General features: G+C 75.3%; 19 protein-coding genes and 1 pseudogene. 9 read left to right on the plus strand and 11 right to left on the minus strand.

The window, feature by feature from the left end; all coding sequences use genetic code 11:
- Nucleotides 1-68: 68 nt before the first annotated feature.
- From rfaE2 to ACQP12_RS09840, 7 genes and pseudogenes are all read right to left on the minus strand, one after another.
- A complete protein-coding gene (gene rfaE2 / locus ACQP12_RS09810; RefSeq protein ID WP_433286818.1) occupies nucleotides 69-1472 on the minus strand; it encodes a D-glycero-beta-D-manno-heptose 1-phosphate adenylyltransferase in 1404 nt (467 codons plus the stop codon).
- Between the two features lie 313 nt (nucleotides 1473-1785).
- Nucleotides 1786-2356: pseudogene (locus tag ACQP12_RS09815) on the minus strand (D-sedoheptulose-7-phosphate isomerase); the annotation flags it as partial.
- A complete protein-coding gene (locus ACQP12_RS09820) occupies nucleotides 2356-3573 on the minus strand; it encodes a glycosyltransferase (protein WP_433286820.1) in 1218 nt (405 codons plus the stop codon). The gene ACQP12_RS09820 and the pseudogene ACQP12_RS09815, both read right to left, overlap by 1 nt.
- On the minus strand, nucleotides 3558-4532 hold the full coding sequence (locus ACQP12_RS09825; protein WP_433286822.1) for a glycosyltransferase: 975 nt from the start codon (nucleotides 4530-4532) through the stop codon (nucleotides 3558-3560). The genes ACQP12_RS09820 and ACQP12_RS09825 overlap by 16 nt, the downstream gene beginning before the upstream one ends.
- 47 nt (nucleotides 4533-4579) lie before the next feature.
- Nucleotides 4580-6211: an HAD-IIIA family hydrolase gene (locus ACQP12_RS09830; RefSeq protein WP_433286824.1), complete on the minus strand. Its 1632-nt coding sequence runs from the start codon at nucleotides 6209-6211 to the stop codon at nucleotides 4580-4582.
- Nucleotides 6142-7179 carry a glycosyltransferase family 2 protein gene (locus ACQP12_RS09835; protein ID WP_433286826.1) on the minus strand — a complete coding sequence of 346 codons (1038 nt, stop codon included), beginning with the start codon at nucleotides 7177-7179 and terminating at the stop codon, nucleotides 6142-6144. The genes ACQP12_RS09830 and ACQP12_RS09835 overlap by 70 nt, the downstream gene beginning before the upstream one ends.
- Entirely contained in the window at nucleotides 7176-8828 is a 1653-nt protein-coding gene (locus tag ACQP12_RS09840; RefSeq protein ID WP_433286828.1) for a carbamoyltransferase family protein, read from the minus strand. The genes ACQP12_RS09835 and ACQP12_RS09840 overlap by 4 nt, the downstream gene beginning before the upstream one ends.
- 202 nt (nucleotides 8829-9030) lie before the next feature.
- Here ACQP12_RS09840 and ACQP12_RS09845 point away from each other — a divergent pair, with 202 nt between their 5' ends.
- Nucleotides 9031-9360, plus strand: a complete 330-nt coding sequence (locus ACQP12_RS09845; RefSeq protein ID WP_433286830.1) for a cupin domain-containing protein — start codon at nucleotides 9031-9033, stop codon at nucleotides 9358-9360.
- A gap of 272 nt (nucleotides 9361-9632) precedes the next feature.
- Nucleotides 9633-10310: a YwiC-like family protein gene (locus ACQP12_RS09850; protein ID WP_433286832.1), complete on the plus strand. Its 678-nt coding sequence runs from the start codon at nucleotides 9633-9635 to the stop codon at nucleotides 10308-10310.
- A gap of 584 nt (nucleotides 10311-10894) precedes the next feature.
- Here the strand turns inward: ACQP12_RS09850 and ACQP12_RS09855 are convergent.
- Entirely contained in the window at nucleotides 10895-12103 is a 1209-nt protein-coding gene (locus tag ACQP12_RS09855) for a globin domain-containing protein (protein ID WP_433286834.1), read from the minus strand.
- 161 nt (nucleotides 12104-12264) lie between these two features.
- Here ACQP12_RS09855 and ACQP12_RS09860 point away from each other — a divergent pair, with 161 nt between their 5' ends.
- Entirely contained in the window at nucleotides 12265-12702 is a 438-nt protein-coding gene (locus ACQP12_RS09860; protein ID WP_433286836.1) for an RrF2 family transcriptional regulator, read from the plus strand.
- Nucleotides 12702-13334, plus strand: coding sequence for a class I SAM-dependent methyltransferase (locus tag ACQP12_RS09865; RefSeq protein ID WP_433286838.1), 633 nt, complete (start codon nucleotides 12702-12704; stop codon nucleotides 13332-13334). The genes ACQP12_RS09860 and ACQP12_RS09865 overlap by 1 nt, the downstream gene beginning before the upstream one ends.
- A gap of 49 nt (nucleotides 13335-13383) precedes the next feature.
- On the opposite strand, the gene ACQP12_RS09870 is transcribed toward ACQP12_RS09865, so the two are convergent.
- Entirely contained in the window at nucleotides 13384-14640 is a 1257-nt protein-coding gene (locus ACQP12_RS09870; protein ID WP_433286840.1) for a hypothetical protein, read from the minus strand.
- 321 nt (nucleotides 14641-14961) lie between these two features.
- On the opposite strand from ACQP12_RS09870, the gene ACQP12_RS09875 reads away from it, so the two are divergent.
- Nucleotides 14962-17019: a DNA gyrase/topoisomerase IV subunit B gene (locus ACQP12_RS09875; protein WP_433286842.1), complete on the plus strand. Its 2058-nt coding sequence runs from the start codon at nucleotides 14962-14964 to the stop codon at nucleotides 17017-17019.
- Between the two features lie 31 nt (nucleotides 17020-17050).
- Complete coding sequence (locus tag ACQP12_RS09880; RefSeq protein WP_357951122.1) at nucleotides 17051-19540, plus strand: DNA gyrase/topoisomerase IV subunit A; 2490 nt, start codon at nucleotides 17051-17053, stop codon at nucleotides 19538-19540.
- A 79-nt stretch (nucleotides 19541-19619) separates the two neighbouring features.
- On the opposite strand, the gene ACQP12_RS09885 is transcribed toward ACQP12_RS09880, so the two are convergent.
- Together ACQP12_RS09885 and ACQP12_RS09890 are read right to left on the minus strand one after the other, a co-directional pair.
- Nucleotides 19620-20957 carry a uracil-xanthine permease family protein gene (locus ACQP12_RS09885; protein WP_433286845.1) on the minus strand — a complete coding sequence of 446 codons (1338 nt, stop codon included), beginning with the start codon at nucleotides 20955-20957 and terminating at the stop codon, nucleotides 19620-19622.
- Between the two features lie 94 nt (nucleotides 20958-21051).
- The gene (locus tag ACQP12_RS09890) at nucleotides 21052-21690 is read right to left on the minus strand and encodes an alpha-ketoglutarate-dependent dioxygenase AlkB (RefSeq protein ID WP_433286847.1); all 639 of its coding nucleotides are present in this window, start codon (nucleotides 21688-21690) and stop codon (nucleotides 21052-21054) included.
- Between the two features lie 91 nt (nucleotides 21691-21781).
- Here ACQP12_RS09890 and ACQP12_RS09895 point away from each other — a divergent pair, with 91 nt between their 5' ends.
- From ACQP12_RS09895 to ACQP12_RS09905, 3 genes are all read left to right on the plus strand, one after another.
- Complete coding sequence (locus ACQP12_RS09895) at nucleotides 21782-22966, plus strand: acyltransferase family protein (protein ID WP_433286849.1); 1185 nt, start codon at nucleotides 21782-21784, stop codon at nucleotides 22964-22966.
- A gap of 275 nt (nucleotides 22967-23241) precedes the next feature.
- Nucleotides 23242-23814: a hypothetical protein gene (locus tag ACQP12_RS09900; RefSeq protein WP_433286851.1), complete on the plus strand. Its 573-nt coding sequence runs from the start codon at nucleotides 23242-23244 to the stop codon at nucleotides 23812-23814.
- A gap of 162 nt (nucleotides 23815-23976) precedes the next feature.
- A complete protein-coding gene (locus ACQP12_RS09905; RefSeq protein ID WP_433286853.1) occupies nucleotides 23977-24753 on the plus strand; it encodes a hypothetical protein in 777 nt (258 codons plus the stop codon).
- The last annotated feature ends 337 nt before the right edge of the window (nucleotides 24754-25090 follow it).

The following is a 25090-nucleotide window of genomic DNA, read 5'->3' on the forward strand; positions in this document are numbered from 1 at the left end:
TCCGCTTCGCTCCGTGCCGCCCTGAGGCACCAGTGCACCGCGTTGACCATTCGCTCGCTGACGCTCGCTCATACCGCTCCCTTGACGAGGTGGAGGCCGCGCTGGCGCGCGGCCGAGATGGTGCCGGTGGTGGAGCGGCCGGCCAGGAACGGCACGGTGACGACCCGCCCGCCCCAGCGGCGTACCAGCTCCGCCTCGGGCAGCTCGGGCGCGCCGTCGCCGGCGTAGTCGCCGCCCTTGACCCAGACGTCGGGGCGCAGCCGGGCCAGCACCTGGTGCGGGGTGGGCTCGTCGAAGACCACCACCGCGTCGACGCAGTCCAGGGCGGCCAGCAGCCGGGCCCGGTCCTGCTCCGGGTTGACCGGGCGCTCGGGCCCCTTGAGCCCCCGGACGCTGCGGTCGGAGTTGAGGCAGACCACCAGGCAGTCGCCGAGGCGGCGGGCCGCCTGGAGGGTGGCCAGGTGACCGGCGTGCAGGATGTCGAAGCAGCCGCCCGTGGCGACCACGGTGCCGCCGTCGGCGCGTACCTTCGCGACGAGTTCCTCGCCGGCGGCCCGTGGTGAAGGCTGCTCCGGCGCCCGGTGCAGGCCGGCCGCCCCGCCGGCGGCCACGTACGCGGACGCCGCACCGACCGCCGCCTGCACCGCCTCGGCGACCGACGCGCCGTCGGCCAGCGCCAGCGCGGCGGTGGCGGCGAACCGGTCCCCGGCGCCGCAGGTGTCCTCCACGTGCGCCACGGTGGACGGCGGCGGCACGACCAGCGGCGCGGTGCCGGAGTGGCAGAGCACCGCCCCGTCCGGCCCCGTGGTCACCGCGACCGCGCCGATCCGCCACCGGCGGCGCAGCTCCTGACCGGCCCGGGTGGCGGTGGAGAGCGCCGGGCCCGTCCCGGCGTCGCCGGTGAGCTGCCGCAGCTCGGCCAGGTTGGGGGTGGCCAGCCGGGCCCCGGGCACCGCGGCGGCGCCGCGCGGGTGCGGGTCCCAGACCACCGGAGCGGTGGCGCCGGCCAGCGCCGCGCGCAGCGTCGGCTGCCGGAGCAGCCCGCGACCGTAGTCGCTCACCAGGACGGCCCGGGCCCGGGACAGCAGCTCCAGCACCGCCTCCGGCGGCTCGCCCGGCGGCTGGGGGTCACCACCCCGGTCCAGCCGGAGCAGGGTCTGCCCGCCGGCCCGGAGCCGGATCTTCTCGGCGGTGGCGCCGGGCAGACGGATCGGATAGAGCTCGATGCCCGCCGCGGTCACCAGTTCCGCCAGCCGTGCCCCGCCGGCGTCGTCGGCCAGCCCGGTCACCAGGGCAACCTCGGTCTCCTGCGCGGCGGCGAGCAGCGCGGCCAGCCCGGCCCCGCCCGGTCGCTCGGCGGCGGACCGTTCGTCGAGCACCGGCACCGGCGCGTCCGGGGCGACCCGGCCGACCACGCCGGTGACGTCCCGGTCCAGCAGCGCGTCGCCGACCACGACCAGCGGGCGGGTCACGACGGCACCGGTCCCGTGCCGGCGGGCCCGTGCCCGTCGGCCGACTGCCCGTTGGCCGAGTGACCGTTGGCGCCGTGCCCGTCGAGGCGGTGCTGGCGCGCCCTGGCCCGGGCGTACCCGTCCAGGCCGTAGCCGTCCAGCGCCCGGCCGCCGCCCGGGTGCGGCCCGGCGGCGACCCCGGCGAGCAGGTGGCCGTCCGGTCCGGCGGCGCCGCTGCCGTCCCGGTCCCCGCCCGTGGAGCCGGGTGACCGCGCCCAGCGCGCGGAATTCCCCGCCCGGGGCGCCGGGACGGAGGCGGTCGGCAGCTGCCGGATGAGCGGCAGCGCCTGGTCCACGTACTCGCAGAGCAGGTGCGTGGAGACCAGGTGCAGCTCCTGCACGACCTGGCTGTCCGGGGACGGCACGGCGAGCACGTCGTGGCACTGCTCGGCGAGCGGGTTGGGGGCGGGGCCGGTGAAGGCCCAGCAGCGCAGGCCGGTGTCGTGTGCGGCGCGGGCGGCGGTGAGGAGGTTGGTGCTGGTGCCGCTGGTGGACAGGAGCAGGAGGATGTCGTCGGGTCGGCCGTGGGCGCGGACCTGGCGGGCGAAGATCTCGTCGTAGCCGTAGTCGTTGCCGATGGCGGTGAGGGCGGAGGTTTCGGCGTGCAGGGCGATGGCGGACAGGGGTTCGCGGTCGTCGCGGAGTTTGCCGACGAGTTCGGCGGTGAGGTGCTGGGCCTCGGCGGCGCTGCCGCCGTTGCCGGCCACCAGCAGCCGCCCGCCCCGGGCGAGCGTCCAGGCCAGCTCGGTGCCCCAGGCGGCCAGCCGCTCGGCCTCCCGCCGGTACGGCAGCAGCGCCGCGGCCAGCCCGGAGAGGTGGGCGTCGAGGGTGTCCTGACGGGTCATCAGGCCACCGCCGGCGCCGGCCGGGACACCGTGGCCAGCGCGGCGTAGACCGCGCCGAGCTGTTCGGCGCAGCGCTTCCAGGAGTACCGGCTGCGGATCCGGTCCAGCGCCGCCGTGGCGTACGTGAAGCGGCGGACCTTGTCGGTGAGGAGCCGGCGCAGCGCGGTGCCGAGCGCGCGGGGGTCCCGCGGCGGCACGAGGTCGCCGGTGAGCCCGTCCACGACGCTGTCCGCGATGCCGCCTACGTTGGTGCCGACCACCGGCACACCGCAGGCCATCCCCTCCAGCGGGGTGAGCCCGAACGGCTCGTACCAGGGGGCGGCGACCAGCACGTCGGCCGAGCGGTACCAGGAGGGCATCTCCTCGCGCGGCACCGCGCCGACCAGCTTCACCCGGTCGGCCACGCCGCACGACTCGGCCAGTGCGGACAGCCGCCGGGCGAACGCGTCGGCGGGGAGCAGCTCGGCCGGCCGGCCGCCGACCACCACGCACTCGGCGTCCGGCACCGCGGGCAGCGCCCGGACCACCTCGAGGAAGCCCTTCCGCTCCACCATCCGGCCGACGGTGAGGATGCGGTGGCGGCCCGGGGTGCGGGGGGCGACCGGGCCGTCGGGGCGGAACACGGCCTGGTTGACACCGGACGGCACCAGCGCCATCCGGGACCGGGGCACACCCATCCGGACCAGCTCGGCGACCTCGTCCTCGCACTGCACGACGACCCGGTCCACGGCCCGGCCGAGTGCCCGCTCGTAGCCGATCCGCCCCGGTGGACTGGTGTCCCGCGTGCCCTGGTGCCGGCGCTTCACCGTGCCGAGCGCGTGGTACGTGAGCACCGTCGGGACCCCGGTCCGCCGGCCGGCGTGCACGGTGGCCAGGCCGCTCATCCAGAAGTGCGCGTGCGCCACGTCCGGAATCCAGCCGCCGCGCCGCCACGAGTCGGCCAGCCAGCTGCCGAACTCGCCCATGTACGGCAGCAGCTCGTCCTTCGGCACCCGCTGCGCCGGGCCGGCGGGCACGTGGCACACCCGGTAACCGTCCGGGGTGGACACCACGTCGGGCAGGGCGGTCGAGTCCCGGCGGGTGTAGACGCGGACGTCGTGCCCCTCGCCGACAAGCGCGGCCGCGAGTTCCGCCACGTGGGTGTTCTGGCCGCCGGCGTCCTCCTCGCCGAGCGCGGCGAGCGGACTGGCGTGCTCCGAAATCATCGCGATGCGCATGTCTCCTCCTCCATGATCAGGTCCCAGTCGGCGAGGAACCGGTCGAGCCCGAAGCGTTCCTTCGTCACCTCGCGTGCCCGCGCCCCCAGCCGGTACGCGGCGTCGCGGTCCTCGGCCAGCCAGCGGGCCGCCTCGACGAGCGTGTCCACGCGGGTGGAGAGCACCCCCGCGTCCGGGGGCACGGCGTCCACGGCCTCGGTGGTGGCCAGGGCGACCACCGGCATGCCCATGGCCATGGCTTCGACGAGGCTCAGCCCGAGCGACGTCCAGCGGCACAGGTGCAGGTACGCCCGCCGCCGGGCCACCTCGACGTGCATCCGGTCCTGCGCCAGGTCGTCGTGCGTGGCCAGCCGGTCCACCGGCAGACCCAGCCGGTCGGGCAGCCCGGTCACGCCCATGCCGAAGACGTCCAGCGGCGCGACCGCGGCGAAGCGCGGCATCAGGTCGGTGCCGGTGACCCGCCAGCGGCGTACCGGCTCGTTGGTGACGACGGCGAGGCGGTCCAGCTCGCCGGTCCACTCCACCGCGGGCGGCACGATGCCGTGCTCGACGACCGCGGTGCGGGTGCCGCCGTTGTCCCAGAACAGTTCGTTGAAGTGCGTGACGTGGGTGAGCAGCAGGTCGTCCCGGTCGGCCATCGGGTGGCGGGTGTCCGGCACGTCGCCCTTCGGGGTGTTGTGCTCGACGTAGACGGCCGGCACGTCCCGGCCGGGCCGGCGACCCAGCCACCGTTCGGCCAGCTCCAGCTCCTCGGGCCGTTGCAGGATCACCAGGTCGACCTCGGCCCGCCCCAGCTCCTCCGGGGTCACCTCGACGGCGTTCCCCGGCCAGGCGTAGGTCCGCGCCCGGCCCCGCCCGTACGGGCCGCGGTCGGGCGTGACCGGCACCAGGTACCGGTGTCTCCCGTGCACGAACGACGTCGTCCAGGAGCCGTGCACGTGCCACAGCAGAACGTTCATCTCTCTCCTCGTCGGCGACTTCGCGGGGGCGGGGGCGGGCGGTGGGTTCAGCCGGGGACGAGCCGGCGGACGGCGGCGACCACCCCGGCCGGGTCGAGGTTGCCCAGGCAGGGGTGCCCGGCGACCGGGCAGACGGCCGCCCGGGTGTCCCGGCAGGCCGCCCCGGCGTCGCCGAGCCGGACCGTGGGCACCCGGTAGGGCGCCCACTGCCCGAACGGGACGGTCGGGGCGAAGAGGCTGACCACCGGGGTGCCGACGGCGGCGGCCAGGTGGGCCGGCCCGGTGTTGCCGACGACCACGCAGCGGGCCCCGGCGAGGATCCGGGCGAGCCCGGCCAGGTCGGCCGCGCCGCCGAGATCGGCGCCGCCGGCGGCGGCGACCCGGGCGGTCAACGCACGTTCGCCGGGCCCGCCGGTGACCAGCACGCGGTGCCCGTCGGCCGCGAGGGCGGCCACGATCTCGGCGCAGAGCTCGGGCGGGCAGGCCCGGGCGGGCGCCGACGAGCCGGGGTGCACCACCAGGTAGTCGCCGGCGGGCAGGTCGACGGCGGGCGCGGGCAGGTCGGGGCGGAGCCGCAGCACCGGCTCGTCCGCGGCGGGCAGCGCGTAACCGGCCGCGGCGGCCAGGGAGAGCGCCCGCTCCGGTTCGGGCACCCCGTCGGGCACCCGGTGCCGCACGTCGAGCAGGGACCCGGGGTAGTCGTCGCTGATCGCGCTGATCCGGGGGACGCCGGCCATCCGCAGCAACAGGGCGAGGGGGAGCGGCGACTGGTGGAACGAGGTGAAGGCGACCGCCTCGTCGGCGCCCACCGCGGCCAGGCGGCTGGTGAGGCGGCGCATGTCGTCGGGGTCGACCGGCCCGGGGGAGCCGTCGATCCAGGGCAGTGGCCACTCGATGATCTCGTCGACGCCGGGCAGCAGCTCCGCCGCGGCCCGGCCGCGTGGCCCGCAGAGCAGCACCACCCGTTCCGCCCCGGCCGCCACGGCACGGATGCCGGGGCCGGTGACCAGCACGTCGCCGGCCGAGTCGCTGCGCGCCACCAGCACCGTGCCGGCCCGCCCGGTACGCGGCACCACCGGTCGTACGGCCCGGTCCCGGCGCAGGATCTCCGTCACCGCGCCGGGCAGGTCCCGGGCGACGGCCGGTGCCTCGGCGACCTCCTCGGGGCGGGTGACCGGGGTGGGCACGAGGATCCCGGCGGCGCCGGCGGCCAGCGCGGCGGCCATGTCACGGCCGATGTCGCCGACCAGCACGCAGCGCCGGGGCGCGGTGCCGAGCGCCCGCGCCGCTTCGTGCACCAGCCCGGGGGCCGGCTTCCGGCAGGCGCAGCCGTCGGTGTCGTCGTGCGGGCAGACCGCCCAGTGGTCGAAGGGACCGAGCAGCTCCTCGATCCGGGCGTGCACGGCGTGCATCTGCCGCTCGGTGAAGTACCCCCGGGCCAGGCCGGACTGGTTGGTCACCACGGCCAGCCGGAACCCGGCCGCGCGCAGCCGGTCCAGCGCCTCCCGGGCGCCGGGCACCGGCCGGACCTTCTCCGGGTCGCCGTTGTAGGGCACGTCCTCGATCAGGGTGCCGTCACGGTCGAGCAGCACCGCGTCGTACAGGGGCCTCAGCACCGTTCCACCCCCGGTGCCGGCGCGGTGACCACGGCCCCGGCGGGTACGGCGCGGGCGCGCCACCAGCCGCGTACCCAGTGGGCGACGGCGAGCGGCGGGATCAGCACGCTGGTCACCAGCATGGTGGTGGCCTCGCCGGGGGTGCGCGGGCCGGGCGCGACGCGGGCCCGGGTGAACTCGGCGGTGCCGGCCGCCCAGGCGAGCGTGGCGAGGCCGCCGCCGGCGCCGACCGCCCGCCGGGCGCGGGCGGAACGCAGGGGAGCGGCGGTCAGCGCCGCGGCGGCCAGCGCCAGCGCGCCGGCCGCGGCGACCGCCACGTGCCGGGGCCGCCGCCCCGGCGGCAGGTCGAGCGCGGCGCGCCACCCCGGGCCGTAGAGCCGGCGCAGCAGCGCGTCGTCGGCGTTGCCGCGCTGGGTGCGCAGGCTGACCCAGCGGCCCTCCGGGCGGACCGGGTGGGTCACCCGGCGCCGCCCGCGGACCAGTTCCCAGCCGGCGCGGCGGACCCGGTGGGCCAGCTCGGCGTCCTCCCGGTAGGCGCGCGGGAAGCGCTCGTCGAACCCGCCGACGGCGGCCAGGGCCGTCCGGCGGTAGGCCATGTCCGCCGTGATCCACCGTCCGTCGGCCAGGGCGGCGGTGCCGCGTTCCCAGTCGGTGGGGCGCCGGTGCGCGGGCAGCGGCACGTCCACCACGCCCTGCACGCCGCCGGCCCCGCCGGCCGCGGCGAGGTCGGCGCGCAGCCGCCGGGCCCAGTCCGGCGCCGGCACCACGTCGTCGTCGAGGAAGACCACCCACTCGCCGCGGGCGGCCCGCCAGCCCAGGTTGCGCGCGGCCGCCGGGCCCGCGCCGCGCCCGGTCAGCACCTTCGTGTACGCCGCCAGCGCCCCCGGCACGGCCAGCTCCCCGGTGTCGTCGCGGCGGTCATCGACCAGCAGCAGCTCGGCCCCGGGCAGGTCGTCGAGCTGGCCGGCGAGGGCGTCCAGCAGGGTGGCCAGGCTCGGCCGCCCCAGCGTGGGCACGACCACGCTGATCACCGGGCACCGCCCAGCGCGCGGCGGTGCACCGCGAACGGGCCGAGGGCGAGCAGGTCCACCGGGGCGGAGCCGAACAGCTCCATGGCCTCGCGCGGGGTGTCCACCATGGGCCGCCCGGCGGTGTTCAGCGAGGTGTTCACCACCACCGGCAGCCCGGTGCGCCGGTCGAACTCGGCCAGCAGCTCGGCCACCAGCGGCTCGGTCTCCGGGTGCACGGTCTGCACCCGGGCGGTCCCGTCGACGTGGGTGACCGCCGGGATCCGATCCCGCCACTCCGGCTTCACGCGGTGCACGAAGAGCATGTACGGGCTGGGGTAGACCCCGTCGAACAGCTCCGCGAAGCGTTCCGCGCGGACCATCGGGGCGATCGGCCGGAACTGCTCCCGGCCCTTCACGTCGTTCATCCGCCGGGTGGTGTCCGGGTCGCCGGGGTGGGCCAGCAGCGACCGGTGGCCGAGCGCCCGCGGGCCGTACTCGCTGCGCCCCTGGTACCAGGCCACGATCCCGTTGTCGGCGAGCACCCGGGCGGCCTCGGCGGCGATCGACGCCGGCCGGCTGTACGGCAGGGCGGCCCGGCGCAGCTCCGCTTCCAGCTCCTCGTCCGACCAGCCCCGGCCCAGGTCCGCGCCCGCCATGGGGACGGACCGGTCGCCCAGCTCGCCGGCCACGTGCAGCGCCGCGCCGAGCGCGGTGCCCGCGTCGCCGGCCGCCGGCTGCACCCAGACGTCCCGGTACGGCCCCTCGGCCGCCAACCGGGCGTTGGCCACGCAGTTCAGTGCCACCCCGCCGGCCATGGCCAGGGTGGTGGCCCCGCCGGAGGCGTCGTACAGCCAGCGGGACAGGTCCAGGACGACCTCCTCCAGCCGCACCTGGACGCTGGAGGCCAGGTCGGCGTGCTCCTCGGTCAGCTCGCCGCCGGCGGCGACCGCCTTGGCCATGCCGGCCCAGTCGATCCGCTCGACCCGGAAGCCGCCGTCGTCGGTGACCCGGACGAGGTCGCGGAGCAGGCCGAGGTGCTTCGGCCGGCCGTAGGAGGCCAGCGCCATCACCTTGTACTCGTCGCTGGAGTGCAGGAAGCCCAGGTGCCGGGTGAGGTCCTCGTAGAGCAGGCCGAGCGAGTGGGGGAGCCGCTGGGAGTGCAGCGGCGACAGCCGGCCGTCGCGGTAGACGCCGGCCAGGTGGCTGGCCACCTCGCCGCGGCCGTCGAGCACCAGCACCGCGGTGTCGTCGCCGGCCGGCGGGGCGGCCAGGCCGGCGGAGGCGGCGTGCGCGACGTGGTGCGGCACGAACCGCACCTTCTCCGGGTCGAGTCCCGGCAGGGCGGCGGCCAGGAACTGCGGGGCCCGTCGGGCGTAGTCGACCCGCAGCCAGTCCCACGGGTCGCTGAGGCCCAGCTCGGCCGTGTCCTCGCAGAGCCCGGGGTCGAACGAGTACGCCACGGCGTCCAGACCGTCCACGTCGATCCCCGCGCTGGCCAGGCACCACGCGGCGGACAGCTCGGGCAGCTCCCAGGCGGAGAAGGGGACCGGCCGCTTGCCGTGCTTGCGCCGGCTGAACCGCTCCTCCTCGGCGGCGGCCACCACCCGGCCGTCGACCACCAGGGCGGCCGCGGGGTCGTGGAAGATCGCGTTTATTCCCAGGACGCGCATGAGTGGTCCCTACCCTGGCGATCAGGACCTAACCTCTAGATCATCGACTTGTCCGAGAAGTCGAATCTCCGCTGTGGAGGTTCCGATTCGGGACCAAAGCCCCTGGTCGGCGCGGCGGGAAGTGGCGAAGCTGGGCAAAGCGGCGCAGTTGCCTGCCGGCTCCGGCGCCCCGTGCCCGCAGCATCCGACCCGGAGGTGTTCCGTGTCCCCGTTCGCACTGTCCGTGCTCGCCGAGGAGCAGCTCACGCTGGCCCGTGCCACCGACAGCGGGCGCAGCGCCCGGACCGTGCACGGCGGCCCCGGCACCCGGCTGCGCCAGACGCTGCTCGCGCTGGTCGCCGGCCACGCCCTGCAGGAGCACGCAAGCCCCGGTGAAGCGACGCTCCAGGTGCTGCGCGGACGGGTCCGCCTGCTCGTCCAGGACCACTCCTGGCCGGGCTCGGCGGGAGACCTGCTGGTGATTCCGGACGCCCGCCACGCCCTGCACGCCGACGAGGACGCCGTGGTGCTGCTCACGGTCGCCCGCGGATGAGCACCGTCCGGCCGCTGCGCGCCACCGGCCCGAGGCCTGCCGCGGACTCCGCCTCCCGTCAGCTCGCCGCAGGCTCCGCCTCCCGTCAGCCCGTCGCGGAGCCCGCCTCCCGTCAGCCCGCCGCGGAGCCGGCCTCCGATCGGCCCGCAGTCGGAGCCGACTCCGCGGGGTCCGCGGCCGGACGCGCTTCCGGTCGTCCGGCCGCGCGGTCCGGCCGACCGGCCCGTGGCCGCCGGAACCGCTGGCTGCCGCCGCAGCACGGCGCCTGGGCGATGCTGCTCCTGCCGTACGTCGCGGCGGTCGGCGTGACCGGTCCGCGTTGGCTGCACCTGCCCCTGCTCGGCGTCGGGCTCGCCGGTTACCTGTTCTCGTACTACGCCCTGCTCGCCGTGAAGACGGGCCGCGCCGACCGGGTGCGCCCGCAGCTCCTGGTCTACGGCGGGGCGACCGCGCTGCTCGGGGTGCCCGTGCTGCTCGCCCGCCCCGCCGTCCTCGGCTACGTCCCGCTCTACGCCGTGCTGCTCGCACTCAACGTCGGCCACGCCCGGCGCCGCCGCGAACGGGCCCTGCTCAACGACCTCGCCTCGGTGGCGCAGAGCCTGCTCATGGTGTTCGTGGTGGGCACCGTCGCCGAGGTCCCACCCGCCGACCTGGTCGGGGTGGCGGCGGCGGTCGGCGCGTACCTGGTCGGCACGGTGCTGTACGTCAAGACGATGATCCGGGAGCGGGGGAGCGCCCGGTACCGGTGGGCCTCGCTGGCGTACCACCTGGTGGTGCTGGCGGTGGCGGTCGTCGCCGGATGGGGACCGGCGGTGGCGGCTGTCTTCGCGCTGCTGCTGCTCCGGGCCGGGATGCTGCCCGGCCGGCGGCTCACCCCGGTGCGGGTTGGACTGATCGAGGTGGTCGGCACCCTGCTGGTGCTCGCCGCTGTGGTCACCCGCTGGGCCTGACCCGCCGGCTGGGTCTGACCTGCCCGCTGGGTCTGACCTGTCCGCTGGGTCTGACCTGTCCGCTGGGTCTGACCTGTCCGCTGGGTCTGACCCGCCCGCTGGGCCTGGCCCGCCCGCGGGCGCGGGCCTGCGGCCCGCCGGTGTCCCTTTCGACGCCGCCCGGCGGAGCCCCGCGCTTGCTACCTGGAGTGACTGCCGCCGTCGACGGCTGCGACTACGCGCCGTGACGACATCGCAGGGCGTCGCCTCTGCCGTCGCCGCAGGCCACTTTCGGCTGAGCAGCGGAAACACCCGCCGCGCACCGCCGCCCGCCCACAGCCATTCCGCGCCTTTGCTCTGCAGCCGCATACGCACCGGCAACCCTCCGTGCTTGCTGCGTATGCGGCTGCAGAGCAAAGCGTGTCGGGCATGGGCGTCGAGGCGGGGGTGGCCCGCACCGAGCGTGACCGTGGTTCAAGCGCGGTCGTGCCGGGTGGTCGTGCGGGGTCGGGTGGCGGGGCGGAACACGGCGGGCCCGCCGGGTCGGAGCGGGGCCGGCATCGGGCACGCCCGACACCGGCCCCGCTCGCCGCGGTCGGCGCGCCTCAGCGCAGCATGCCCGGACCGAACACCTCGTACGCGATCCGCTCGGCCGGTACGCCCCTGCGCAGCAGGCCGCCCCGGACCAGCGCCATGAACGGCACCGGCCCGCACAGGTGCACGTACGCGCCGGGGGCGAGCGGGACCAGCGCTGGATCGACGAGCCCCTCCGCGATCTCCGCCTTGACCCCGGCCAGTTCGCCGCCGGCGGTGTCCTCGTACCAGAGGTGGATCGACAGGTTCGGCAGCCGCTCCTGGAGGGTGGGCAGTTCGTGGCGGAGCGCGTGCGCGGCGCCGGTCCGGTCGGCGTGCACGAGCGTCACCGGCCGCTCGGGCTCGGTGGCCGCCAGGTGCGCCAGTGCCGACATGGCCGGGGTCAGCCCGATGCCGGCGCTGACCAGCAGCAGCGGCCCCCCGCCACCGAGGGCGCTGACCTCGCCGAACGGCGGGCTGAGCCGCAGCGTGTCGCCGACGGCCACCCGCTCGTGCAGGAAGCCGGAGACCATCCCGTCGGGCGCGCCGGCGGTGCCGCGTACCCGCTTCACGGTGATCCGCCAGTGGCCGGCGCCCGGCCGGCCGGAGAGGCTGTACTGCCGGATCTGCTGGCCGCGGTCGCCGTCCAGGTCGACCGCGACGGAGGTGTACTGGCCGGCGGTGAAGCCGGGCACCGGACCGCCGTCGGCGGGGACCAGGGTGAACGACACCACGTCGGGGGTCTCCGCGACCTTCTCCGTGACCCGCCACTCGCGCCACACCGAGCCGTTCTCCGGCACCCCGGCCTCCGTGTAGAGGCGGGCCTCCCGGGCGATCAGCTCGCAGGCCAGCAGCCAGTACACCTCGTCCCAGGCCGCCGCGACCTCGGGGGTGACCGCGTCGCCGAGCACCTCGGCCACGGCGGCCATCAGGTGCCGGCCGACGATCGTGTACTGGGTGGCGGTGATCCCCAGGGAGACGTGCTTGTGCGCGATCCGGTCCAGGATCGGCCCCCACGGCGCGGCGCTGCCCCCGGTCAGGTGCTCGGCGTACGCGACCACGGCTCCGGCCAGCGCCGCCTTCTGCGTGCCGGTGGCCTGGTTGCTCCGGTTGAAGATGTTCAGCAGCTCCGGGTGGGCGGCGAACATGCGCTGGTAGAACCGGCCGGTGATCGCCTCGCCGTGTGCCTGCACGGCGGGCAGGGTCGCCGTCACCACCGTTGCTGCGGATTCCGAAAGCACGATTACTCCTTGTGGCGTCGAACGGGTCGATCTCCACTGAACAGGAGGCCCGGATTCCTCTTCAGGGTCGAAGGTCCCGGGACCGGCGTGGCCAGGATCACCGCCGCGAACGGGCTGGTCGGCCCGTGTCGCGGTGTGCGCGCTGTGGCTAGGGTCGAGGCGTGAAGCTCAACCGCTCGACCGACATGGCCCTGCGGATCGCGATGCTGACCGCCGCGTCCCCGGCCCGGACCACCGTGGACGAACTCGCCACCCAGCTCGCGCTGCCGCGCAGCCACGTGGCCAAGGTGGTGCAGCGGTTGCAGCGGTTGGGCGTGCTGGTCACCATCCGGGGCCGCTCCGGCGGGGTGGCCTTCGCCGAGCACGCCGCGGAGCTGACCGTCGGTCACGTGGTGCGGGCCTTCGAGGGCGACGCCGAGGTGGTCAACTGCGAGCAGCCGGCCTGCCCGCTGGTCGCCGGCTGCCGGCTGCGGGGCGAACTGCGCCGCGCCCAGGCGGCCTTCCTCGCCGTACTCGACGGGGTACGCCTCGGCGAGCTGGTCGACGGCCCGGCCGGTCCGCTGCTGCTCACCCTCGGCGGCCCGGCGGTCCGGCCCTGATGGCGAACTCGCATCCGATCTTCGCCCGGGTCTTCGCCCGGGCCAGCGTCGCCATGGACCGGGCCGGCGCCGCCGCGCACCGGCGCCGCCTGGTCGCCGGGCTGCGCGGCCGGGTGGTCGAGGTGGGGGCCGGCAACGGGCGGAACCTCCCGCACTACCCGCCCGGCGTGGCCGGGGTGCTCGCCGTGGAGCCGGAGCCGCGGCTGCGCGCCCTCGTCCGGGCCGCCGCGCCCGCCGCGCCGGTGCCGGTGACCGTGGCCGCCGGCCTCGCCGAGGCGCTGCCCGTCGCCGACGCGAGCGCCGACGCGGTGGTGCTCTCGCTGGTGCTCTGCTCGGTGCCGGACCAGGCCGTGGCGCTGCGCGAGGCGCGCCGGGTGCTCCGCCCGGGCGGACAGCTCCGCTTCTACGAGCACGTCGTCGCGGAGACCCCCGGGCTGCGCCGGGCCCAGCGCTTGGCGGACGCCACGCTCTGGCCGCTGTGCTGCGCCGGCTGCCACACTGCCCGGGACACGGTGGGCGCGATCCGGGCCGCGGGCTTCACCGTGGTCGACCTGGACCGGTTCCGCTTCCCGCCGACGGGGATGTCCGGACCCGCATCCCCGCACGTGCTCGGGGCGGCCGTCCGCGACTGACCACCGCGAGGCGCCCCCGGGAAAGGGGACGCCTCGCGGTGGTGGCGGGTCAGCTCACCGTGATCGTGCCGTCCGGGGCGCGGACGCAGGAGACCGTCCGGGAGCCCGTCGCGGCGGCTCCCGCGAGGCAGCGGCCGAGCACCCGGTGGCCGGCGGCGCTCGGGTGCCAGGACTCCTGACAGGTCTGGAAGTAGGTGCCGCAGGCGTTCGCGATCCGCTGGATGTCGAGCTTGTCGTAGCCGGAGAGGCTGGTCACGAAGACACCCGTCGGGCCGTCCATCAGCCGGATCGGGGTGGCCAGGGCGTTGCCCGGGCTGCCCGCCGACTCGCAGAGCCGGGCGCCGTCGAAGGCGCGCTGCACGTTGAGGTAGACCAGGTCGTCCTGGGGGAACTCGGCGGCCAGGGTGGTCCGGACCGACCTGACCAGGGTGCCGAGGCCCTGCGAGAAGCGCTGGCCCGGGGCGAGGCTGCCGCGATGGATCGGGCAGCCGGCCGCGTACCGCTCGGCGCCGAGGGCGCGGAACTTGTCCCGGGTGTCGTCCCGGTCGTCCTCGGTCCAGTAGCCCGAGGCCAGCTCGGCGGGGAGCGGGTTGGTGTAGTCCTGGAACACCACCCGGTGCTGGCCGTCGGCGTCGACCTGGTCGAGGGTGGTGAGCAGCTGCCGCACCGCCGCCGTGGTCTCCGCGGTCGCGGCGGCGAACTGGGCGGCGGTGCCGAGGTCGGCGTCCGTGCAGGGCTCCTGCTCGACCGGCCCCCCGAGGTACGCCCAGAACTCCCACCAGCCGGTCCAGGCGTCGGCGATGAACCGGTTGGCGCACTTCTCCGCGACGCTGCCGAAGGTGAACGAGCTGTTGTTCGAGCCGAGGCCCACCAGCACCAGGTCGATGTCGTGGGTGCGCGCCACCGCCCGGAGCTGGTCGAGCTGGGCGGCGACCTGCCGGCCCTTCGTCCGGCTCGCGGAGGCGGCGGCGATGTCGGCGGGCTGCCCGCCCGAGCAGGCCAGGTTGAACCGGGCCGCGATGCCCGGCAGGTCGGCCTGGAACAGCGAGGCGTTGGGCGAGCGGTGGCAGAAGTAGGCGTTGCTGTTCGGCGCCGACCAGCCGGGGAAGCCCTGGGCCACCCCGTTGACGTCGACCACCGGCCCGTACGCCCCGGCGCCCTCGCCACTGATGAAGCTGTCGCCCAGCGCCACGGCGGCGGTGGGCAGGGCGGCCGCGGCGGGCCCGGCGGGGGCCACGGCGGCCGGCAGCCCCACGGCGGCCACGGCCAGCGCCGCCGCGAGCGCGGCACGACGGAACACGGACATGCGACCCCCTGGCACATCGAAATGTGAAAGATTCTTCAAGAAGGCGATGAGATCACGTCCGTGTGACGTACGTCAATGGATGGCCGTCCGGGTGGTCGTCGCCGGGCCCCGGCCGGGAAGACAGCGGCGGCGCCCGTCGTTGTCGTGACGGACGGCCTCCTCGCCTCCGGTCGCGCGGCATTCGACGCCGCACCGCACCGGGTGCCACGGCTCTGTCGGAGTGCCGGGCTAGGCTCGCTCCGGCGCGCCGCGCCTGGCGATCGACGTGGGGGATCGCACGGTGAACGGCACCACACCGCCGAGACCTGGGAGTACGACCAGTTGACCGCACAGCCTGAGACCCTGTACGGGGCCGACGACCTGACGCACCTGGAGGGCCTCGACGCCGTCCGGAAGCGCCCCGGCATGTACATCGGCTCGACCGACAGCCGTGGCGTGGGTCACCTCGTCAACGAGATCCTCGACAATTCCACCGACGAGGGTGTCGCGGGTCACGCCAAGAAGGTCGACGTGATCCTGCACGCCGACGGCTCGGTGCGGGTCGACGACGACGGCCGCGGCATCCCGACCGACGTGCACGCCAAGTCCGGCATCTCCGGCGTCGAGCTGGTGCTGACCCGGCTGCACGCGGGTGGCAAGTTCGGCGGGTCGGGCTACAAGACCTCCGGCGGCCTGCACGGCGTGGGCGCCTCGGCGGTCAACGCGCTCTCCCGGCGCTTCGACGTCACCGTCCGCCGCGCCGGCAAGATCCACTCGATGTCGTTCCGGCACGGCGTACCCGGGATCTTCGACGGCGACGGCCCGGAGGCGCCGTTCACGCCCGGCCCCGGCCTGCAGATCGTCGGCGCCATGAAGCGCGGCCAGCGCACCGGCACCTCCATCCGCTGGTGGCACGACCCGCGCTACTTCGAGACCGGCGCGGCCCTCGACACCGAGGCGGTCCGGCTCAAGCTGCGCAACACCGCCTTCCTGGTCCCCGGCGTGGCCTACCGCCTGCGCGACGAGACCGGCGAGAAGGCCGTCGAGGAGAGCTTCCACTTCCCCAACGGCCTCACCGACATGGTCGAATACCTCGCCCCGGCCGGCGATCGCCCGGTCTCCGGCACCCTGCTGGTCACCGGCGAGGGCACCTACCGGGAGAACGCCGCCGACGCCAACGGCGTCATGCAGTCCAACGTGCAGCGCCGGGCCGAGATCGAGGTGGCGTTCCGCTGGGGCACCGGCTACGAGCGCACCGTCGAGTGCTTCACCAACACCATCCGCAACGCCCACGGCGGCACCCACCGCAAGGGCTTCGAGCGGGCCCTGGCGCGCACCCTGGCCGAGGCCGCCCGCAACACCCGTGGCCTACTCAAGCCCAAGGAGGACGCGCCCACCCTGGACGACGTCCTGGAGGGCATGACCGCGGTGGTGCACGTGCGGATCCCGGAGCCGCAGTTCACCTCGCAGACCAAGGACGAGCTGTCCACCGCGGGCATCACGAAGGTGCTCCAGGGCCTGGTCGAGGCGCACCTCAAGGCGTGGCTGGAGGACCGCAAGACCAAGGCCGAGGCCCGCACGGTGCTCCAGAAGATCGTCGACGCGGCCCGGGTCCGGCTGACCCAGAAGCAGCAGAAGGACGCCGCCCGGCGCAAGACCGCCCTGGAGGGCGCGTCGATGCCGCCCAAGCTGGTCGACTGCCGCGCCACCGGCGTCGAGCGCAGCGAGCTGTTCATCGTCGAGGGCGACAGCGCACTGGGGACGAGCCGCATGGCCCGCTCCTCGGAATACCAGGCCCTGCTGCCCATCCGCGGCAAGATCCTCAACGTGCAGAAGGCGAACCTCCAGCAGGTGCTGGACAACGCCGAGTGCGCGGCGATCGTGCAGGTGCTCGGCGCCGGCTCGGGGCGCACCTTCGACCTCTCCGCGCTGCGCTACGGCCGGGTGCTCATCATGGCCGACGCGGACGTCGACGGCGCGCACATCCGGACCCTGCTCATCACGCTCTTCGCCCGCTACATGCGGCCGCTCATCGAGGCGGGCCGGCTCTACGCGGCCATGCCGCCCCTGCACAAGGTCACCACCAAGGGGCGCAACCCGCAGACCGTCTACACCTACACCCAGGCCGAGATGGAGGCGACGGTCCGCAAGCTGGAGAAGGCCGGCAAGCAGATCGTCACGCCCATCCCGCGGTTCAAGGGTCTCGGCGAGATGGACGCCGACGAGCTGTGGGAGACCACCATGAACCCGGCCACCCGGGCGGTCCGCCGCATCACCCTCGACGACGTCGAGGCCGCCGAGCGGATCCTCGAACTGCTCATGGGCGAGAAGGTCGAGCCCCGCCGCAACTGGCTCATCGACTCGGCCGACCTGGTCGACCGCGACGCCATCGACGCCTGACCACCGGGTTCTTCGAAGGGAAAGCTGAACCATGGCACGCCGCAAGGACGACCGCGCCAAGGCGGATCTCTCCGCCTTCGACCAGGCCGGCGCCCGGGTCTTCGACAACCCGCTGGTCAACGAGGTCTCGGACTCCTACCTGGAGTACGCGTTCTCGGTCATCCACTCCCGCGCCCTGCCCGACGCGCGGGACGGGCTCAAGCCGGTGCACCGGCGCATCCTCTGGTCCATGCACGAGCAGGGCCACCGCCCCGACCGGGGGCACGTGAAGTCGGCCCGGATCGTCGGCGACGTGATGGGTAAGTACCATCCGCACGGCGACGCGGCGATCTACGACGCCATGGTCCGCCTCGCGCAGGACTTCTCGCTCAACGTGCCGCTGATCGACGGGCACGGCAACTTCGGCTCGCCCGACGACGGCCCGGCCGCCGCCCGCTACACCGAGGCCAGGATGTCCCGCGAGGCCATGCTGCTCGTCGGCGAGCTGGGCGAGGACACCGTCGACGTCGAGCCCAACTACGACGGCTCGCTGACCCAGCCCACCGTGCTGCCGGCGGCCTTCCCCAACCTGCTGGTCAACGGCGCGTCGGGGATCGCGGTCGGCATGGCCACCAACATGATCCCGCACAACCTGGCCGAGGTCGTCCACGCCGCCCGCTGGCTGATCAACCACCCGGACGCCACGCTGGACAAGCTCATGGAGTTCGTCCCCGGCCCCGACCTGCCCACCGGCGGGCTGCTGCTCGGCCTCGACGAGGTGCGCCGCGCCTACGAGACCGGGCGCGGCGTGGTGCGGATGCGGGCCCGGGTGCAGACCGGCCCGCTGGAGGGCAGCCGGGGCCGGCAGGCCATCACCGTCACCGAACTGCCCTACGGGGTGGGCGCGGAGAAGGTCATCGCCGCCATCACCAACGAGGTCAACAAGACCAAGCGGCTGACCGGCATCGCCGACGTCAAGGACCTCACCGACCGGGAGAACGGCACCCGGCTGGTCATCGAGTGCAAGGTCGGGGTCAACCCGCAGGCGTTGCTGGCCGACCTCTGGCGGCTCACCCCGCTGGAGCAGTCCTTCGGCGTGAACAACCTGGTCCTGGTCGACGGCCAGCCGCAGACCCTGGGGCTCAAGGAGCTGCTGGAGGTCTTCCTCGACCACCGCTACGAGGTGGTCACCCGGCGCAGCGCCTACCGCAAGCGCAAGCGCGAGGAGCGGCTGCACCTGGTCGACGGCCTGCTGATCGCCCTGCTCGACATCGACAAGGTGGTCCGGCTGATCCGGGCCAGCGAGGACGCCCAGGCCGCCAAGGACGGCCTGATGCAGAAGTTCAAGCTCTCCGAGATCCAGGCCACCTACATCCTGGACACCCCGCTGCGCCGGCTCACGAAGTACGACCGGCTGGAGCTGGAGGCCGAGCAGGAGAAGCTGCGCGGCGAGATCGCCGAGCTGTCGAAGATCCTCGACGACCCGAAGGTGCTGCGGAAGCTGGTCTCCGACGAGTTGGCCGCCGTGGTCAAGCAGTTCGCCGCCGACCGCCGCACCACGCTGGTCGACGGCGACCTCAAGGAGGTGCTGGCGGCCTCCGTGCCGGCCGGCCCCCTGGAGGTCGCCGACGACCCCTGCCAGGTCATCCTCTCCGCCACCGGGCTGGTCGCCCGCACCGCGGCCGAGTCGGAGGAGGCCGCCGAGGCGCGCCGGCGCAGCGGCCGGGTGAAGCACGACGCCGTACGCGCCGTGGTGCACTCCACCGCCCGCGGCCGGGTGCTCCTGGTGACCAGCGCGGGGCGGGCCTTCAAGATCGACGTGCTGCCGCTGCCGGTGCTGCCCGAGCAGTCCGGCACGGTGTCGCTGCGCGGCGGCATGTCCGCCGCCGAGCTGGTGCCGCTGGAGCAGGGCGAGACGGTCGTCGGGCTGGCCCCGCTCGGGCCGTCCGCCGAGGGCTCACCCGGGCTGGCGCTCGGCACCCGGCAGGGCGTGGTGAAGGTCTGCTCCCCCGAGTGGCCGGTCCGCTCGGACGAGTTCGAGGTGATCTCGCTGCGCGACGGCGACGAGGTGGTCGGGGCGACCTGGCTCACCGACGGGGCGGAGACCCTGGCGTTCGTCTCCTCGGAGGCGTCGCTGCTGCGCTTCGCGGCGTCCGTGGTCCGGCCGCAGGGCATCAAGGGCGGCGGCATGGCCGGCATCAACTTGCCGGCCGGCTCGCGGGTGGTCTTCTTCGGCGCCATCCGCACCGACGACGCGAGCCACGGGGAGCCGATGGTGGTCACCTCGACGGGCGCGACGGTCAAGGTGACGCCGTTCAAGGCGTACCCGGCGAAGGGCCGGGCGACCGGCGGCGTGCGCGCCCAGCGGTTCCTCAAGGGTGAGCTGGACCTGGCCGTGGCCTGGATCGGCCCGCGACCGGTCGGCGCCACCGCCACCGGCGACCCGGTCGAGCTGCCCCCGGCCGACCCCCGCCGCGACGGTTCCGGCTTCGCGGTCATGCTCGGCCCCACGGTGGTGGGCCACCAGATCGACCGCGACTGACCCCCAGCCCGTGTTGATCAAGAGGTTTGCGTCATCCAGGAGCGATCTGGTGACGCAAACCTCTTGATCGACGGGGCGGTCAGAGTTCGGGTTCCGGGCCCGGCCGGGGGCCCGGGGTGGTGCCGCGGAGGCGGGCGATCAGGCGCATGCCGTGGTAGATCACCAGGGCGGCGGCGGTGCCCAGGGCGATGCCGTTGAAGGAGAGGTCGCCGGCGGTCAGGGTGTAGTTGGCGGCGCCGACGATCACGGCGACCGCGGCCGTCATGAGGTTGACCGGGTCGTGGAAGTCCACGCGGTTCTCGATCCAGATGCGGGCGCCCAGCACGGCGATCAGGCCGTACAGGGCGGTGGTGGCGCCGCCCAGCACCCCGGCCGGCACGGTGAGGATCAGCGCGCCGAACTTCGGGCACAGCCCGAGCAGCACGGCCGCGAACCCGGCCACCCAGTACGCGGCCGTCGAGTAGACCCGGGTCGCCGCCATGACGCCGATGTTCTCCGCGTACGTGGTGGTGCCGGAGCCGCCGCCGGAGCCGGCCAGCACGGTGGCGACGCCGTCGCCGAGGAACGCCCGCCCCATGTCCCGGTCGAGGTTCCGCCCGGTCATCGCGGCGACCGCCTTGACGTGCCCGGCGTTCTCCGCGATCAGCACGAGGATCACGGGGATGACCAGCACCACGGCGCGCAGGCCGAAGCTCGGGGCGTGGAACTGCGGCAGGCCCACCCAGGCGGCGTCCTTCAGCGTGGTGACCGCCGCCGGGTCGAGCTGGCCGAGCAGGGCCGCCAGCACCCAGCCGACCACGACGCCGAGCAGGATCGACAGCCGGGCGAGGAAGCCGCGGAAGAGCACAGTGGTGACCAGGATCGCGGCCAGGGTGATCACCGCGATCAGCGGCTGCGCCTTGACGCCGGTGCCGCTGCCGCCGCCGTCCCAGGCCACCGGCGCCAGGTTGAGCCCGATCAGGGCCACGATGGCCCCGGTCACCACCGGCGGCATCAGGGCGTCGATCCAGCGCGCCCCGGCCAGTTGTACCACCACGCCGACCAGCGCCAGCACGACGCCGGCCACCACGATGCCGCCGAGGGCCGCGCCGATGCCGCCGTCGGTCTTCGCGGCCAGCACCGGGGCGATGAAGGCGAACGACGACCCCAGGTACGAGGGCAGCCGGTTACGGGTGATCAGCAGGAACAGCAGGGTGCCCAGCCCGGAGAAGAAGAGCGTGGTGGCCGGCGGGAAGCCGGTGATCAGCGGCACCGTGAAGGTGGCGCCGAACATGGCGACCACGTGCTGTACACCGACCCCGACCGTACGCGGCCAGGACAGGCGCTCGCCGGGGTGGACCACGTCGCCGGGGGTGACGGAGCGTCCGTCGCCGTGCAGGGTCCAGGGGGACCAGCGGGAGGTGGGGGACTGGGTCATGGCAGCCCTTCGCGTCGTCAGGTGACGGGGGCGTGATCGACCCTGAGAGTTGTTTCTAGCACGGCGCCGGCCCGGGCCCGGGGCCGGCTCGGCGTCAGGCCACCCCGGCGGGCCGGAACTGGACGCTGACCCGGGGGCCGACCGGCCGGGCGGTCTTCGGGATGGCGTGCTCCCAGGTGCGCTGGCAGGACCCGCCCATCACCACGAGGTCGCCGTGGCCGAGCGGGAAGCGCAGGCTGTTCCCGCCGCCGCCCCGGGGGCGCAGCAGCAGCGGCCGGGGCGAGCCGAACGAGACGATGGCCACCAGGGTGTCGGTGTGCGCGGAGCGGCCCAGGGTGTCGCCGTGCCAGGCCACGCTGTCCCGGCCGTCCCGGTAGAGGCACATCCCGGCCGTCACGAAGGGCTCGCCCAGCTCGGCCGCGTAGTGCCGGGTGAGCGTGTCGCGCGCCGTGGTGAGCACCGGGTGCGGCAGCGGCCGGCCGGCGGCGTACCAGCAGAGCAGGCGGGGGACGTCGACCTCGGCGTCGTACATGGTGCGGCGCTCGGCCCGCCACGGCACCTCGTGCAGCAGCGTGTCGAGCACCGCGTCGGAGCCCGCCACCCAGCCGGGCAGGTGGTCGACCCAGGCGCCCCGGCTCAGCTCGTGCCGGCGCACCCGGCCGGCGAGCGGGCCCAGGGTGGGACCCTGCGCGGCGAAGTCGAGCATCGAGGGCTGGTACGCGACGTCGGACACGCCGCCGATCCTACCTCGCGCTCGAACAGGCGTACGAGGATCGGTGGCGGCGGTCGGGGCCGCCAGCCGGGCAGCGGGTAGGGTGCCCGGCGTGACGAGTGCCCCGGCCACGCCCCGAGCCACCCGCCTGCCGTCGCTGACCGGGCTGCGCTGGATCGCCGCCCTGCTGGTCTTCGCCTTCCACGTCGGCACCATGGGGATCATCGGCCAGCCGGACCTGAAGGTTTTCGTGGGCAAGGCGTTCGCCCTCGGCCTCTCCGGGGTGGAGTTCTTCTTCATCCTCAGTGGATTCGTGCTGGTCTGGTCGTACCGGGACGGCGAGCCGCGACGCACCTTCCTGCGCCGCCGGCTCGCCAAGATCTACCCGAACCACCTGGTGACCTTCGTGGTGGCGCTGGCCGTCGCGTTCTGGTTCGCCGACCCGGTCGCCCTGTGGGCCGCGGTCGGCAACCTCTTCCTGGTGCAGGCCTGGATTCCGCTGGACGGCTACTTCTACAGCGTCAACAACGTGAGCTGGTCGCTCTCCTGCGAACTGGCCTTCTACCTCTGCCTGCCGCTGGTGCTGCCGTGGCTGCGCCGGGCCCGCGCCGGCGCGCTGTGGGCGGTCGTGGCCGCCGTGCCGCTGCTCATCCTGGCCCTGTGGCCCGCCCAGCTCCTGGTGCCCGAGGAGAACCGCTGGTGGTTCGCCCAGATCCTCCCGGTCACCCGCTCCTTCGAGTTCTGGCTGGGTGTGGCCGCGGCCGAGCTGCTGCGCCGGGGCCGCTGGCGCGGCCCGAACCTGACCGTGGCCAGCCTGCTCTTCGTCGCCACCTGGGTGGCTGCCGCGCTGTGGATCCGCGCCGAGTTCTGGGCGGCCCTGCTCGCGGCCGCCTACCTGCTGGTCATCACCGCGGCGGCGGACGCCGACGTGCGGGGCCGGCGCACGCCGTGGCGGTCCCGCGCGATGGTCTGGCTCGGCGAGGTCTCCTTCGCCTTCTACCTGGTCCACGTGCTGGTCATGAAGACGGTGCTGCGGCTCACCGGTGACTGGGGCACCGGCCTGCGCGGCTGGTGGGGGCCGGTCGTGGTGCTCGCCTTCCTGCTGCTCAACCTCCTGCTCGCCGCGGCCCTGCACCGCTGGGTGGAGATGCCCATGATGCGCCGCCTCGGCCCGCCGCGCCGGGCCCGCCGGGCGCCGGCCACCGCCGCGCCGGCGCCGACCGTCCCCGCCCCGCGCGCGGCCCCCGACACCCCGACCAGACCCGTCGAGTACGCCGGACGGCGCGACCCGGGCTGAGCCACCCGCTCTGCCGGCGCGGCCCGTCCCGGCCGGACCGGCACCCGCCCCGGTCGCGGGGATCCGCGCAGGTGCACGCGGCGTTGGTGCGGGTGGGGCTGCGGTCGACGTTGGGTCGCCGAGGGACACCCGGCCGGCGCGTGTCGCCCCGGCGCGTCCGCCGTCCCGGCGCCCGTACCCGCCGGTTGTCCACCCTGGCCGGTGCCCCGTTTCCAGGACGGCGCGACACGCCCGGCGGCGGTGCGATGTGGCGTCATCGGCGGTAGTTTGTACCCGTGCTGCCGATCGCGCTCACCTGTCCCGTGTGGTGGGTGGCGCGCTGGACCGCCCGGACGCTGGCCACCCTGGCCGTGCTCGTCGCCTGCTCGTTCGGCGCGGCGACCCTGCCGCTCGGCGTGGCCGCGACCGCACCGGTGGCACCCGCCGTGGTGGCCCCCGTCGAGGGTCTGCCCCTGCGAACCGAGGCCGCCGTCGGGCAGCACCTCCGGGGGGCTCAGGCGACGAGCAGCAGGAACGTGCCGACGACGGTCGGCGCCGACCCGACCGCCGCCGGAACGATGACCGGGCTCGGTGGCGGGACCATCGCCGTCACCGCCGCCGGGCAGGACCTCGGTCGCGGGACCATCGCCGTCACCGTTGCCGGGCAGGACGTCGGTGGCGGGATCACCGCCGTCACCGCTGCCGGGCAGGACGTCGGCGGTGCAGCCGCTGACACGCGGGCCGTCCCCGCTGTTGTGTCCGTGCCGGTGGCGCCCCTCTCGGCCGTGACAGGCGTGACCGGCCGGCCGCTCGTCCTGACCGGGCTGGTCCCGGCCACCGTCGGCTCCCGGGCCCCGCCCGCCCGCTGACCCCGCCCGCGGGCCGGCGCCCCACGCCCGCCGCACGCACCGAACCTCACCCCCGCACCCGCCCGCCGGGCGGCCCGGCGGCACCCGCTGTCGCCGCGCCCGCCGCATCCACGGGTCGTGCGGACACCTCTCCACCACGTTCTCTCCCGTGAGGTGCCGACCATGCCGCAGACCGTTCTCTACCGTTTCCTGACCGAGGTTCCCGAGGCCGCCGCGATCTGGTCGGCCCTGCTCGTGCTCGCCCTCGGCCTGCTCGCCGTGCTGGTCGCCCGCCCGGAGCGCGACGGCGCGCCCGATCCGGCGCCCGACCCGGCCGCCGAGGAGGCCGCTCGCCGGGCCGACCTGCGCCGCTACGCCGACGAGGTGGCGGTGGCCGCCGCCCGCGCCGCGCAGAGCGCCCGGCGGCGCCGCGAGCAGTGGCTCACCGCCCAGGACGAGGCCGATCGGGCCTGGCGGGCGTACGACGAGGCCGAGGCCGCCGCCCGCCGCCTCGCCGGCGCCGCCGCCCTGCCCGCCCCGCACACCCCACGCACCCCGGCCGAGTACGCGGCCCGGGAGCGCTGGCTGCACCACGCCGCGATGACCGCGCACTGGCGGGGCGACCTGAGCGCCCGGCAACTCGCCGACGTGCTGGCCCACCGCAACGGGTGGGACCCGCGCCGGCACCCGGCCGAGCAGGAGATCGTCCTGGCCCGGGCCGTACGCGAGAGCCGCCGGGCGGCCTGGGCGACGGCCGCCGAGCGGGAGCGGCGGGCCTGGCGGGACGCCGAACTGGCCGCCGAGGCGGCCCGCACCCTGACAGCCGAGTCCTACGCGGCGGCCACCGCCCTCCGCCCCGCCGACGCCACCACGGCCACCGTGGAGGGGCGGAACGACGCGACGGTGCGGATCCCGGCCACCGTGCCCGGGGCGCGCTGGCGTCCCGTCCGGGCCGGCTGAACATGGTGCACTCCCGTTCGGGGGGAGCTGGTGGCAACCGTCCGCAGGGCGGCGAGCCTGCGGCCGGAGAGCCTGCGGCCGGAGAGCCTGCGGCCGGATGTGGTCGTGCCGGCCGCTAGGAACTTGATGACGTGAACGGATCGGGCGCGCGGCCCTCCCGGGCGCCCGTCGAGCTGCCGTCGTGACCGACCCGACGTGGCCGGCGGCAAGTTGGGCGTGAGTCGTTCAGGACATCAAGTTCCTAGCGGGTCCGAGCGGATGTCCTGGGCGTCGGCGGACCGGCTGGCGGGGCCGCTCGGCGCCCTGTCGCCCGTGGCCCTTGGCCGCGGTAGCTGGA

Origin of the sequence: Micromonospora sp. CA-244673 (assembly GCF_050948395.1) — a bacterium.
Lineage (GTDB): Bacteria > Actinomycetota > Actinomycetes > Mycobacteriales > Micromonosporaceae > Micromonospora.